Here is a 13164-nt window from a genome sequence, read left to right on the forward strand (position 1 = left end):
CGGTAGGGGGAAGGTCAAGCGGCCCGTGAGAGTTGCTCAAAGGTGCACAACGATGATGCTCGGAGTTATCGGACAGATATGGCTATTTCCGAGCAAAACAGTCAACCCGATCCACCCGAGGCCTCCACGCGCTCAAATCTTAAGACTTCGTACGGCCCTTGATGACAAGCAGCAGTTGTTCAGGTCTCTTACAGTGCCTGCTTTTAGGAAGAGGTAAAGCCGCACAATACCAGCTTGGGGCGCGCAAAGCAGTCATTGCACGATTTACGGCTTAAGGTCGGCTTCTCTAATTGGGTGTTTGGGTCAAGCTCGTTTTCCTTCTTTCTTTCTTTCGGGTCGTAGTCGCTCATCCGGGTCACGTTTCTCTTCGCAGTCTGGTTGATGCCTGATGGCAGCGCTGCACGCATATGTCGGATTGGCAGTGGGGAACCTTGCTTAGGGACGCGCTTCACGTTGCGCAGCAGACATTTTCGGCTTCATCCACAAACCTCGTCCGGTGAGGGACGACCCCGTCAGGGTTGGGTGGTAGGCGTTTCGAGTTATGCCATGCCCTCCACTTTTACCGGACGGAATTCGGTGCCATCTGTCCATATGCGGTGCAACACAACGGCAAGCTTTCGTGCGACCGCAACAACAGCGCGACGGCGACCTTTGGTGCGGATCCGCCGCATGCCCCAGGTCTTGATCTGAGACCCAGCTATCGTGCGCATCAGAAGTGCGTTTGCAGCGGCATAAAGCGTTGCACGCACATCTCTGTCGCCCGCCTTCGATATGCGGCCAGGATTATCCGCCTCACCCGACTGATAGCGTCGTGGTGTCAGTCCAAAATGGGCGGCAACAGTGCGCGATCGCCTGAAGCGGGATGGATCATCGACGGCGGATTTGAAGGTCAGTGCGGCGATCGGGCCCACGCCGGGAACCGTCATCATCCGCATGCAGACTTTATCCTTCGTGGCAGCGCACTTGACACGTCGGTCCAGTTCCAGAAAGGACTGATACCAGGCCAGCCGCGCATCAAGGAGCGGCACCAGAGCGTGTATCAGAACTTCGTCCAACTCGATCAGTGGTCGGACGATACCGTCGAAACTGCCATGCTTGACGGTCTTGGGCAGGCGGATGCCAAATATCCTCAGCAGCCCGCGGACTTCGTTTGCGAGGTCCATCGTCTTCTTGAGAAGCGCCTTGCGCGTGCTCAGTAGCGCACGAACGCCATGCGCCTCACGGCTCTTCATATGAACCGGGCTGAACCAGCCGGTGCGCAAAACCTGGGCGATGCCTCGCGCATCATTCCTGTCGGTCTTGTTGCGCATGGCCGACAGCGCGGCATTCACCTGGCGCGCCTCCATACAAACGGTATCAAACCCCGCGCCAGTCAGTCCGAAGAAGAGATGCTGGCTCATCGTTCCAGCCTCAAAGCCGATGCGGTCAATGGAATACGGCAAGGCCGTCAAGCAAGCCGCAATGTCTTCAACCTCGCACGGCAGCTCCCGCTCCAACATCACCTTGCCCTTGCCGTCGACGATGCAAAGAGCACACGACCGCAGCGACACATCCAATCCAGCAAAATATTCCATCATCTTTCTCCCTTGTTCACAGATATCCTGTGATCTTATCGGGAGCTCGACCCCAGAACAGAGGCAGCCCAATTACGCATGCTTTGGGCCGGAAGCGCCAAAGCGTCCAGTGCGGCTGAATGTCAGCTTAGTCGGCTCGGCGCTAGGAAGCAGACAGTCTCCTGGCGTGAAGAGTTTCGGGCGCCGTTAGGCGTACGAAAGTCCCCGGGGAAGGAACCCGCGGGCCACGGGCTTTGAGCTATGGGGATTTCGTTTTGAGGCTGATGTCGGCGTTGGTGCGACGAGGATCATGACATGGCGCCGGCGATGTGATCGGAATGCCTGGTTCCTTTCCCGCACACGATTGCGGGCATGACTTTCTGATCGCGATGGCTCTTTCGACGCCGATCACTGCGACCGGCGCAAGCGGGATTGTCGCACAAGGCCATGTGCCTGCGGCTGGAGACTGGGCGATGCCATGCGGGATCATGGCCGTTTCTCCCGGTTCGTCTTTGCCGAGAACGGCGGTCCTCGCGGCTGTCGTGTGCGCTCGAAGACTTCGATGATGATCATGCGTCCGCCGCAGCAACGGCACGGTGGACGGAAGCTGGCCGGATCGTCCGACATGATGGGATCGGTTGGTTCCGCTGCAGTGTCAGGATCAGGCTCCGGTGCGACTTTCAGGAGTTTACGCGCCAGGGTGAGACTTGCCTTGCGCGCCCCGCCGGCAAGAAGCCCATAATGCCGGATGCGGTGGAAGCCGCGCGGCAGGACATGAAGCAGGAAGCGGCGGATGAACTCGTCTGCGGCGAGCATCATGACCTGTTGACGGTCGGCGCCGTCACGGCGGTAATCCTTGTAGCGGAACGTGACGCTTGTGCCGTCGAAGGCGATCAGGCGGCTGTTGGAGATGGCGACCCGGTGGGTATAGCGCGACAGATAGGCGAGGACGGCTTCGGGCCCCGCGAACGGTGGCTTCGCATAGACAACCCATCGCTTCCGACGGGCTGGAGCGAGATGACGCAGGAAGGCGCAGCGGTCTGCGAGAGGTGCGAGTGGCCCGAAGAAGGCGAGCCTACCGGTATCATGCAAAGCGTTCAGCCGGGTCAGGAACAGTCGCCGGAACAGCCTGCCCAGCACCCGTACCGGAAGCAGGAAGGTTTTCCGCGACGGGATCCAATGCTTCCCGTCAGGCGAGAGACCGCCACCCGGCACGATCATGTGCACGTGCGGATGATGCGTCATCGCGGAACCCCAGGTGTGAAGAACGGCGGTGATGCCGATGCGCGCACCGAGATGCTTCGGATCGGCGGCGATGGTCAGCATCGTCTCGGATGCCGCCTTGAACAGCAGATCGTAGACGACCGCCTTATTCTGGAAGGCGATTGCCGCGACTTCGGCGGGCAGCGTGAACACGACATGGAAGTATCCGACGGGCAGGAGATCAGCTTCGCGCTCGGCGAGCCATATCCTTGCCGCCGCACCCTGACACTTCGGGCAGTGCCGGTTGCGGCAGGAGTTGTAGGCGATCCGCCGCTCGCCGCAATCCTCGCAGGCCTCGACATGTCCTCCCAGTGCTGCCGCGCGACAGGTCTCGACGGCCAACATCACCTTGAGTTGGGCGAGGCTCAGATGCCCGGCATGGGAGGATCGGTAGGCTGGCCCGGCGGTGCGGAAGATGTCGGCGACCTCGATCAAGGTCCGCACGGCGTCAGCCTTCGGGCGGCGATGCTTCCGTCCTGAACAGGCCAAGCCGGTCGAGCGGACTGGTCACCGAGCGCACCGTCCTAGTCGCAACCTTGGTGTAGAGGGCCGTGTTGTTCAGCTTGGCGTGGCCGAGCAGCACCTGAATGACGCGGATGTCCACACCGTCCTCAAGAAGGTGGGTGGCAAACGAATGACGCAGCGTGTGCAGTCCCACCCGCTTGTCAATGTCGGCTTTCCTCGCCGCCTCGACCACCACACGGTGGAGTTGGCGCGTGCTGATGGGCCTCAGGGTATTGATGCCCGGAAAGAGCCAGCCGTCCCGCCGCATGACGCCCTGCCTGTGGCCGGCCTGCCACCATTGGCGCAGAAGAGTGAGCAGGTCCTCCGACAGCATGGCGTTGCGACCGCGCCCACCTTTGCCACGCTCCACCCGCAGGAGCATGCGCTCGCTGTCGACGTCGGCGACCTTCAGCGAAGCGACTTCCGACACCCGCAGTCCCGAACCATAGGCAACGGCCAGTGCCGCCTGATGCTTGAGGCAGATCGTGGCGTCGAGCAGGCGGGTCACTTCCTCGCGGCTCAGCACGACCGGAAGCTTGCGTGGTTGCGCCAACCGCACCAGACGGCGGGCAAGGTCGGGGCGATCGACCGTGGTGTTGAAGAAGAACCTCAGTGCCGATGGCGTGCCCCCATCAGGTGGTCCGGTTTGATTGTTAGTGCATCATGGGCGTCTGGTCCATCGGGACAATGCTTTCAGGCGCGGGCGGGCGGTAGCCCAGAGCGCTATGCGGCCTGACGGTGTTGTAGTGGATACGCCATTGCTCGATCAGGATTTGCGCCTCCCTTAGGCTGTAGAAGATTTCGCCGTTCAGCAGCTCGTCGCGGAACCGGGCGTTGAAGCTTTCGCAGTATCCGTTCTCCCATGGTGAGCCTGGCTCTATGTAGGCCGTCTTGGCTCCAACAGCTGCAATCCAATCCCGCACTTTCTGGGCGATAAATTCCGGCCCATTGTCCGACCGAATGTATTCCGGCGGGCCGCGCAGGATGAATAGGTCTGTCAGAGCATCCAGCACGTCCGTTGAGTTGAGCTTGCGGTCCACGCGGATCATGAGTGCCTCCTTGGTGTATTCGTCGATGATATTCAGCGTCCGATAGACGCGGCCGTCAGCGGTTCGATCCTGGACGAAGTCGTAGGACCAGACGTGGTTTGGCCGTTCCGGTCTGAGACGCACACATGATCCGTCGTTCAGCCAAAGCCGCCCCTTTTTCTTCTGCTTTTGTGGCACTTTCAGCCCTTCACGCCGCCAGATGCGCTCAACCCGCTTATGGTTTACCTGCCAGCCCGCGTTGTTCAGCAGACCGGTGACCATGCGATACCCATAGCGCCCGTACTTGTCGGCCAGTTCGATGATATCATCGGTCAGCCGTTCTTCATCTGCCCGGCCCTGTGGCACCTTGCGCTGTGTGGATCGGTGTTGTCCGAGCGTGCGGCAGGCGCGGCGTTCCGATACGCCAAGCTCCCGCCGCACATGGTCGATGCACTTGCGACGACGCGAAGGGCTTAGAAGTTTCCCTTTGCCGCCTCGGTCAGGATGAGTTTGTCCAGTGTCAGGTCAGACACCGCCCGCCGAAGCCGCTGGTTCTCCTTCTCCAGCTCTTTCAGCCGAGTGAGTTGAGTGCGTATTCCGGGACGATCCGGCCACTGATTCCGATAGCATCCGGCCACCCATTCCGATTTGATCCGGCCGGGGATTCCGGGGCATCCGGCCACCCCCATTTCAACCCAGTTTAGGCTGCTGCGAGGCGATCTGTAACAGGGCTACTGTTCCGTTCCTTTGGATGGAGAGAGCCCTTTATGAAGAGATTGCCTATGCGGAAGATAAGGGAAGCCCTGCGGCTTCGGGCGGATGGATTTTCAGGCCGCCAGGTGGCGCAAAGCCTGTGCGTGGCCCGTGCGACGATTTCGGAATATTTTCGGCGCGCTGATCTGGAAGGTTTGAGCTGGCCTCTGTCTGCTGATCTGTCGGACGCCGACCTTGAGAACCGCCTGTTTCCCGTTTGCCCCGGCGATGTCCGTCGCGCGGTTCCTCAGCCTGTCTGGGCGCATGTGCATGCCGAGTTGCGGCGCAAGGGCGTGACGCTGTCGCTGCTGTGGGAGGAGTATCGCGGGGTTCATCACGATGGATACGGCTATAGCCGATACTGTGAGCTCTACACCCGCTGGGAAGGCAAGCTGTCTCCGGTGATGCGTCAGCGTCATCCTGCAGGCGAGCGGCTGTTTGTCGATTACGCGGGCCCGACAGTTGATGTTGTCTGCCCCAAAACGGGAGAGGTGCGCACCGCACAAATCTTTGTCGCGACGCTGGGAGCGTCCAATTACACCTATGTCGAAGCCAGCTGGACACAGGGCCTGCCGGACTGGGTATCCAGCCATGTGCGTGCCTTTGAGTTCTTCGGTGGCGTGCCTGCGCAGCTGGTTCCAGACAATCTCAAGGCAGGCGTCACCAAGGCCTGTTTTTATGATCCTGAGATCAATCGCACCTATGGTGATATGGCGGCACATTACGATACCGCCATCGTTCCGGCGCGGCCTGGAAAGCCGAAAGACAAGGCAAAGGTGGAAGGCGCTGTTTTGCTGGCCGAGCGCTGGATTTTGGCGCGGCTGCGCAACCAGCACTTTTTTGGCCTTGATGAGGTGAACGCTGCCATCCGGCCATTGCTGGATCAGCTCAACGGCAAAGTCAGTCGCCATCTTGGTGCAAGCCGCCGCGATCTGTTTGAACGCCTGGATCGGCCCGCTCTGAAGCCCTTGTCTATGGAGGCCTATGTTTATGCCGAATGGAAGCAGTGCCGCGCGGGCCTCGATTACCATGTCGATATTGGCCGCCATTATTACTCGGTGCCGCATCAGTTGCTGAAGCAAAAACTATGGGCAAGGATCACCGCACGCACCGTAGAGGTATACTTTAATGGGCAACGCGTTGCCTCTCACGCCAGAACCTCGGGCAATCGCCAGCACTCCACGATCCGCGATCACATGCCCGCCCATCATCGCTTCCGCGAGGATTGGACGCCACAGCGTATCCGCGGGCAAGCTGTGCGCATCGGCCCAAATGTTGAGGTCTTTGTCGATGTGATCATGCGCCAGCGCAAACATCCCGAACAAGGATACAGAACGTGCCTCGGTGTTTTACGGCTGGCCAAGACCTTCGGGCGGGAGCGCCTGGATGCCGCCTGTTTGCGTGCGCTTGAGATCAACGCCCACTCCTACACATCCCTGCATTCCATTCTGAAGAATGGTTTGGACCGTCAGCGCCGCGAACCCACCACGGACGGCCCTGCGATCACTCACCCCAATATCCGTGGTGCGGATTACTTCCATTGAAGAGGATAGAGAATGCTTGATCACCCAACGCTGGATCAGCTCAAAACACTCAGGCTCGACGGCATGGCAGAAGCCTTTGCCGAGATGCAAAAACAGGACGGCACAGCCGGGCTTAGCCACGCTGAATGGCTTGGGCTGCTCATTGATCGAGAGACCGCCAGTCGTGAGACGAGGCGATTTGAAAGCCGCATGCGTACAGCAAAACTGCGCCACGTCGGTGCCTCGCCGGAGGACGTGGATTACAAGTCGCGGCGCGGCCTCGACAAAGCCATGTTCCAGCAGATGCTGACCGGGCGCTGGATCAAGGACAAGCGCAACCTGATGATCACTGGCCCCTGCGGCGTTGGCAAAACATGGTTGGCCTGCGCTCTGGCGCAAGCCGCCTGCCGAGACGGTATCACTGTGCTGTACAAGCGCATGCCACGTCTCTTTGATGAATTGGAACTGGCCCATGGTGACGGACGCTTTCCGCGTCTGTTCAAGGCCCTTACCAAAACTCAACTGCTAATCCTGGACGACTGGGGACCGGATCGCCTCAATGCCAGTCAGCGTCGTGACCTTATGGAAATAGTCGAGGACAGATACGAGGTTGGATCAACCTTGATCACAAGCCAATTGCCCATCGACACCTGGCATGACGTGATCGGGGAACCCACCTTCGCCGATGCCATTCTCGATCGCCTCGTACACAACGCCTATCGCGTCGAACTCGACGGCCAGAGCATGAGGAAAACCAAACTCGGAACAGGTGACGAAAGCATCCAATCCTGATAACCAAATCATCAGGCCTCGCAGCCGCTATATAAGGGTGGCCGGATACCCCGGTTTAGGTGGCCGGATGTTATCGGAATGGCCGGCCGGATACTCCGGAATGCGCAGTTGAGATCGCTGCATCCCGCCATAGAGCTTTCGCCATCGATAAAACGTCTGCTGTGTCACGCCGATCTGGCGCACCGCGTCAGCAATCGTCGCACCTTGCCCTTGCAGAACTTCAACCTGCCGAAGCTTCGATACAATCTCTTCCGGCTTCTCTCGTTTTCCAGCCATCGCTGATCCTCCAATTTGAGGGATAATCTATCCCAGTTGGTGGACCACTTTCAGGGGGCAACTCCACCGACACGATACTGTTCATCGTCGGCACCGGAACACCCTCGCTTTGCTGCCAGATCTGGAAGCGGCGCAGGTCATCTGCGGTCGCGGTATCGGGAGACCGCCCCAGAAAGCTCGCGAGGCGTCCGACATCGCGCAAGTAATTGCGTTGGGTCTCGTGCCCGAAGTGGCGCAGGTTCATGTCATCGATCAGGCGTTGCCGAAACGGGCTGATCGCGGTCGTGTTCGATTGGTTGTGCATGGTCAGGCTCCTTGTTGAACAAACCCTCCATGCTCTGCCTGCGGCAACCGCCGTTCAATCCGTCTGCAGTCGACGGTCAAAGCACCTCAGCCGCCACGCGCACCCTCCCGCGCAGCGGGTTCGTTCACCGGCCCCAAACGAGCCGGACGGGAATACGCTGGCACTTCTGCTTTCGAGGCTGGCTTCGCATTTCCCGATGGCATCCCAGAAGAATTGGCAAATTGAGCGGGGAGTTGTCGTTGGCTGGGTCGGAGACGGATGATTGAAATGGAGCCGCATCGAGACGGTTCATTTTGGGCGTCTAGGATGAGATAACCGCCATAGAGCACCAGCCTATCTCAGTGACCGCCCTCGGCCCCATTTAAGTCTTTCGGAATGGGAGTGATGAGAAGGTTTTTCCGATCGACCGCGACCAAAATTGTGACTAATGTATTCGGCGATCCCCCATGTTGCTAATGCACGGCTGCGCAGATCGCGCCTCGGTCGGAACCCTGCAGCGGGCGCCGTTCATCTTCAAGAACCTTCGCGTCGCGGAAGCAGAGCAGTATATCCCTATAAAACGCGATTGCCAAATATTACGTTTTCTATTCGAATTAGTTTGTGCGATATATACCATAAATCCACCGTATTTCTGGAATTAATAATATTAATACGAATTAACCATTCTTATAGTGACTACTTATATTCCGACACACCACGCTCTATGTGCAATATGATACTAACTGCATACGAGATTGATTATGCCAAAGAATATTCTGATTTACGCGAGATACTCTACTGATCGACAAGATGAGGTTTCTATCGAGACACAAATTGAACTCGGCACGGTCTTTGTCGGAGAACGCGGCTGGAACCTGATCCAGATCTTTTCGGACGCCGCCGTCAGCGGTACAAGCTTCAAGAGCCGTCCCGGCATTCAGGCGCTGCTTAAACGCTGCGAACTCGGAGGTATCGATATCGTGCTTTGCGTCACAATCGATCGCATCTCACGAGACGTTGAACACAGCGCCGGCATTCTCAAGACCCTCAATCATCTCGATATCGAGCTGTGGACCGTACATGGTGGCGGACGCGTCACCGATATGGAAGTGGGTATCAGGGCTGTCCTGAGCCAGGAATTGATTGAGCAGATCCGCTACCGCACACGCGAGGGGATGAAGTCTGCTGTCCGAAAGGGAAAAGCGGCCGGCGGTTTGGCTAATGGATACCGTGTTGGTCAGCAATACGATGCCAAGGGTGATCGTATCCCCGGCATGCGCGAGATCGATACCGATCAGGCCTCCATCATCCAGGAGATATTTAGGGAATATGCAAATGGGCGGTCCCCTATTCAGATCGCCCAGGAACTTAACCGAAGAGAAGTACCCGGTCCTCGCGGCTACAAATGGCGCGATACCGCCATCCGTGGGCATGTGAATCGAGGTACCGGAATTTTGAACAACGAGAGCTATCGCGGCCGCACCATCTTCAACCGGCGCAACTTTCACAAGAACCCCAAGACCGAGAAACGCGAAGCCCGGATGAACGCTGAGACCACCTGGGTCGTTGTCGACAAACCAGAGCTCAGGATCATTGACGATGCGCTCTGGGACAGGGTCAAGCAGCGCCAGGTGGCTGTCCGGGACAATTACGAGTCAACGACAACGAACAAGCTGAACCGGACACATCGGCCAAGCTATCTGCTGAGCGGTATTCTGCGCTGCGCCCACTGCGGCGGTCCCTATGCTATTTCAGGGAAGGATCGCTACAGCTGCACAAACCGCGGCAAGAAGCTGCCCCTCGACAGCCTCGACGGAGGCATCTGCACCAATTCCAAGACGATCAGCAGGCAGGAACTTGAAGACCGTGTGCTGACCTGTATCCCCAATGCCCTCTGGAATCTGGTCAATATCGAGACCGTCATAACTGCCACCAAACAGAGCCTGGCAGCCCGACAGGCGAAGGCGGGGACCAGCATCCCTGCACTCGAACAAAAGATCGTTGCAAAGCAGCAGGAACAAAAATCAGTCCTCAAGCAGATCACCGATCGCATCCAGGCCAACCGTCCCGTCATTGCCAGCCTCGACGATATGGTCGATGAGCTTGAAGGCAAAATCACGGACCTGAAGCAGGAACTGGAAGTGGCCAGGACCACCAAGCCGATCAACCTGGCTGACGATGTGACGCCGGAAGTCGTCCAACGGGTTATTAATGCGGTGATGTACTATATGCGCGAGCATGCAGATGCCGAGACCAAGCAGCCGTTCATCACCATGATCCGCGGGTTGGTCCAACAAGTGGTGATAGGGCCGGCCGAGAACGGCAACGGCATTGAACTCTTCGTCCATGGTGCAATCGTGAGCATTCTGGCAACGATGGACACGATCAAGGCGATGGAAGCGGAATTCCGGACGGCTCAGGAGTACGAGTTCCACAACCTGATCGACAAGGGCGTTCTTGACACGGATCCCAAACGCAAAAAGTTCCTCGCGCTGTGTGCGGAGGAACTTGAGGGTAAGCGCCGAGAATGGCAGGACTTACAAGTTTCAGTGGTTGCGGGGGCAGGATTTGAACCTGCGACCTTCAGGTTATGAGCCTGACGAGCTACCGGGCTGCTCCACCCCGCGATAAATTTTGAGCTTCCGGGCATGCCCGGTCTTTTGTTCGCCGATCCTCGAGGCTTTGCCTCTGCGGTTCGGCTGGGGCTGCTCCACCCCGCGACAAGCCTTGAGCGAATGTTGCTCGAGGCATAAAAGCAAAAAACGGGCCGCGAATGCGACCCGCGGCAGTTCCAAGTTTCGTAAGTTTGAGAAGATATGTGTTGCGCTTTGCAGACCTGGCAGCGACCTACTCTCCCGCGTCTTAAGACGAAGTACCATCGGCGCAGGGGCGTTTCACGGCCGTGTTCGGAATGGGAACGGGTGCAGCCGCCCCGCCATGACCACCAGGTCGGCAAAGCGCAACATTGCACATGGCTACATGTGCAAGTTGATTGAGAAGCTGGCGGGAGGCTAGTCCCTTTAGTCTTATGAACACAATCGCTGGCACACCGAAGTTTGTTTCGATGAGCACAAGCAATGAGAACGATCAAGCCGATCGAGCTATTAGTACTGGTAAGCTTCACACATTACTGCGCTTCCACACCCAGCCTATCAACGTGGTAGTCTTCCACGACTCTCAGGGAATACTCGTTTTTAGGTTGGTTTCCCGCTTAGATGCCTTCAGCGGTTATCCATTCCGTATATAGCTACCCTGCTATGCCGTTGGCACGACAACAGGTCCACCAGAGATACGTCCATCCCGGTCCTCTCGTACTAGGGACAGATCCTATCAATATTCCTACACCCACGGCAGATAGGGACCGAACTGTCTCACGACGTTCTGAACCCAGCTCACGTACCGCTTTAATTGGCGAACAGCCAAACCCTTGGGACCTGCTCCAGCCCCAGGATGCGATGAGCCGACATCGAGGTGCCAAACAACCCCGTCGATATGGACTCTTGGGGGTCATCAGCCTGTTATCCCCGGCGTACCTTTTATCCGTTGAGCGATGGCCCTTCCACGCGGGACCACCGGATCACTATGACCGACTTTCGTCTCTGCTCGACTTGTCAGTCTCGCAGTCAGGCAGGCTTATGCCATTGCACTCGACGACCGATTTCCGACCGGTCTGAGCCTACCATCGCGCGCCTCCGTTACTCTTTCGGAGGCGACCGCCCCAGTCAAACTACCCACCATACACTGTCCCGGATCCGGATAACGGACCGCGGTTAGACATCCACGAAGATAAGGGTGGTATTTCAAGGATGGCTCCACACGAGCTGGCGCCCATGCTTCAAAGCCTACCACCTATCCTACACATGCCTTGGCGAATGCCAGTGTAAAGCTATAGTAAAGGTGCACGGGGTCTTTCCGTCTGACCGCAGGAACCCCGCATCTTCACGGGGAATTCAATTTCACTGAGTCTGCGTTGGAGACAGCGGGGAAGTCGTTACGCCATTCGTGCAGGTCGGAACTTACCCGACAAGGAATTTCGCTACCTTAGGACCGTTATAGTTACGGCCGCCGTTTACTGGGGCTTCGATTCAAAGCTTGCACCTCTCCTCTTAACCTTCCAGCACCGGGCAGGCGTCAGGCCCTATACGTCGTCTTGCGACTTCGCAGAGCCCTGTGTTTTTGATAAACAGTCGCTACCCCCTGGTCTGTGCCACCCTCATCTACTTGCGTAAACAAGGGTCACGCTTCTTCCGAAGTTACGCGTGCAATTTGCCGAGTTCCTTCAACGCAGTTCTCTCAAGCGCCTTGGTATTCTCTACCTGACCACCTGTGTCGGTTTCGGGTACGGTCTATACGGTGGAGCTATTTCCTGGAACCTCTTCGCTGCACCTCCAATCCAATAAGGAGATACAACACACGAGATCCGTCACTACCACCAGGCCCACGAATATTAACGTGGTTCCCATCGACTACGCCTTTCGGCCTCGCCTTAGGGGCCGGCTAACCCTGCTCAGATTAACTTTAAGCAGGAACCCTTGGTCTTTCGGCGAGGGAGTCTCTCACTCCCTTTATCGTTACTCATGTCAACATTCGCACTTCTGATATCTCCAGGAGCCCTCACGGGTCTCCCTTCACAGACTTACAGAACGCTCCGCTACCACGTGCAGTAAACTGCACATCCTCAGCTTCGGTGCATGGCTTTAGCCCCGGTACATTTTCGGCGCAAGACCCCTTAATTAGACCAGTGAGCTGTTACGCTTTCTTTAAATGATGGCTGCTTCTAAGCCAACATCCTGGTTGTTTTGGGAGTCTCACATCCTTTCCCACTTAGCCATGACTTGGGGACCTTAGATGGAGGTCAGGGTTGTTTCCCTCTTCACGACGGACGTTAGCACCCGCCGTGTGTCTGCCGACTAGTACTCCTCGGTATTCGGAGTTTGGTTAGGATCAGTAAGACGGTGAGTCCCCATAGCCCATCCAGTGCTCTACCCCCGAGGGTATTCGGTCGACGCACTACCTAAATAGTTTTCGCGGAGAACCAGCTATCTCCGAGTTTGATTGGCCTTTCACCCCTAACCACAAGTCATCCCGATCTATTGCAACAGATATGGGTTCGGTCCTCCAGTTGGTGTTACCCAACCTTCAACCTGCTCATGGCTAGATCACTCGGTTTCGGGTCTAATGCAACAAAC

At 57.5% G+C, this 13164-nt stretch carries 9 protein-coding genes, 1 tRNA gene, 2 rRNA genes and 3 pseudogenes (1 of these 15 cut by a window edge); 3 read left to right on the forward strand and 12 right to left on the reverse strand.

Annotation, left to right across the window (positions count from 1 at the left end; all coding sequences use genetic code 11):
- Positions 1 to 203 precede the first annotated feature (203 nt).
- The 5 genes and pseudogenes from OEG84_RS12645 to OEG84_RS12665 all read right to left on the reverse strand — a co-directional run.
- Positions 204 to 407: a hypothetical protein gene (locus OEG84_RS12645; protein WP_267654097.1), complete on the reverse strand. Its 204-nt coding sequence runs from the start codon at positions 405 to 407 to the stop codon at positions 204 to 206.
- A gap of 132 nt (positions 408 to 539) precedes the next feature.
- Positions 540 to 1646 (reverse strand): IS110 family RNA-guided transposase, encoded by a 1107-nt coding sequence (locus OEG84_RS12650; RefSeq protein ID WP_267654098.1) that lies wholly within the window; start codon positions 1644 to 1646, stop codon positions 540 to 542.
- Between the two features lie 393 nt (positions 1647 to 2039).
- On the reverse strand, positions 2040 to 3260 hold the full coding sequence (locus OEG84_RS12655) for an IS91 family transposase (RefSeq protein ID WP_267654099.1): 1221 nt from the start codon (positions 3258 to 3260) through the stop codon (positions 2040 to 2042).
- Positions 3261 to 3264: 4 nt separating this feature from the next.
- Positions 3265 to 3939 (reverse strand): annotated as a pseudogene (locus tag OEG84_RS12660) (tyrosine-type recombinase/integrase); the annotation flags it as partial.
- A 34-nt stretch (positions 3940 to 3973) separates the two neighbouring features.
- Positions 3974 to 4935 (reverse strand): annotated as a pseudogene (locus OEG84_RS12665) (IS3 family transposase); the annotation flags it as partial.
- 180 nt (positions 4936 to 5115) lie between these two features.
- Here OEG84_RS12665 and istA point away from each other — a divergent pair.
- Both istA and istB read left to right on the forward strand, forming a co-directional pair.
- Positions 5116 to 6645: an IS21 family transposase gene (istA, locus tag OEG84_RS12670; protein ID WP_267652423.1), complete on the forward strand. Its 1530-nt coding sequence runs from the start codon at positions 5116 to 5118 to the stop codon at positions 6643 to 6645.
- A 12-nt stretch (positions 6646 to 6657) separates the two neighbouring features.
- Positions 6658 to 7416, forward strand: coding sequence for an IS21-like element helper ATPase IstB (gene istB, locus OEG84_RS12675; protein ID WP_267652424.1), 759 nt, complete (start codon positions 6658 to 6660; stop codon positions 7414 to 7416).
- A gap of 27 nt (positions 7417 to 7443) precedes the next feature.
- Here the strand turns inward: istB and OEG84_RS12680 are convergent, their stop codons facing one another.
- Positions 7444 to 7692, reverse strand: coding sequence for a transposase (locus OEG84_RS12680; RefSeq protein WP_425602849.1), 249 nt, complete (start codon positions 7690 to 7692; stop codon positions 7444 to 7446).
- Positions 7637 to 7996, reverse strand: a complete 360-nt coding sequence (locus tag OEG84_RS12685) for a phage integrase N-terminal SAM-like domain-containing protein (protein ID WP_267654100.1) — start codon at positions 7994 to 7996, stop codon at positions 7637 to 7639. The genes OEG84_RS12680 and OEG84_RS12685 overlap by 56 nt, the downstream gene beginning before the upstream one ends.
- A 740-nt stretch (positions 7997 to 8736) precedes the next feature.
- Here OEG84_RS12685 and OEG84_RS12690 point away from each other — a divergent pair.
- Positions 8737 to 9789: pseudogene (locus tag OEG84_RS12690) on the forward strand (recombinase family protein); the annotation flags it as partial.
- On the opposite strand, the gene OEG84_RS12695 reads toward OEG84_RS12690, so the two are convergent.
- The 5 genes from OEG84_RS12695 to OEG84_RS12715 all read right to left on the reverse strand — a co-directional run.
- Entirely contained in the window at positions 9727 to 9996 is a 270-nt protein-coding gene (locus OEG84_RS12695) for a hypothetical protein (protein WP_267654101.1), read from the reverse strand. The pseudogene OEG84_RS12690 and the gene OEG84_RS12695 overlap by 63 nt on opposite strands.
- A gap of 3 nt (positions 9997 to 9999) precedes the next feature.
- On the reverse strand, positions 10000 to 10323 hold the full coding sequence (locus tag OEG84_RS12700) for a hypothetical protein (protein ID WP_267654102.1): 324 nt from the start codon (positions 10321 to 10323) through the stop codon (positions 10000 to 10002).
- A gap of 202 nt (positions 10324 to 10525) precedes the next feature.
- Positions 10526 to 10602 (reverse strand) — tRNA-Met (locus OEG84_RS12705).
- Between the two features lie 207 nt (positions 10603 to 10809).
- Positions 10810 to 10924, reverse strand: a 5S ribosomal RNA gene (rrf, locus tag OEG84_RS12710).
- Between the two features lie 134 nt (positions 10925 to 11058).
- Positions 11059 to 13164: ribosomal RNA gene (locus OEG84_RS12715) — 23S ribosomal RNA — on the reverse strand; it runs 692 nt beyond the window's last position.

The sequence above is a fragment of the Hoeflea algicola genome (assembly GCF_026619415.1).
Lineage (GTDB): Bacteria > Pseudomonadota > Alphaproteobacteria > Rhizobiales > Rhizobiaceae > Hoeflea > Hoeflea algicola.

What these genes read in the sequence shown, in the direction of transcription:
- OEG84_RS12645 (WP_267654097.1), bottom strand. Translation starts at nt 407, where the DNA reads ATGCGTGCAGCGCTGCCATCAGGCATCAACCAGACTGCGAAGAGAAAC.
- istA (WP_267652423.1), top strand. Translation starts at nt 5,116, where the DNA reads ATGAAGAGATTGCCTATGCGGAAGATAAGGGAAGCCCTGCGGCTTCGG.
- istB (WP_267652424.1), top strand. Translation starts at nt 6,658, where the DNA reads ATGCTTGATCACCCAACGCTGGATCAGCTCAAAACACTCAGGCTCGAC.
- OEG84_RS12680 (WP_425602849.1), bottom strand. Translation starts at nt 7,692, where the DNA reads ATGGCTGGAAAACGAGAGAAGCCGGAAGAGATTGTATCGAAGCTTCGG.
- OEG84_RS12685 (WP_267654100.1), bottom strand. Translation starts at nt 7,996, where the DNA reads ATGCACAACCAATCGAACACGACCGCGATCAGCCCGTTTCGGCAACGC.
- OEG84_RS12700 (WP_267654102.1), bottom strand. Translation starts at nt 10,323, where the DNA reads ATGGACGAAGAGTTCAATGCCGTTGCCGTTCTCGGCCGGCCCTATCAC.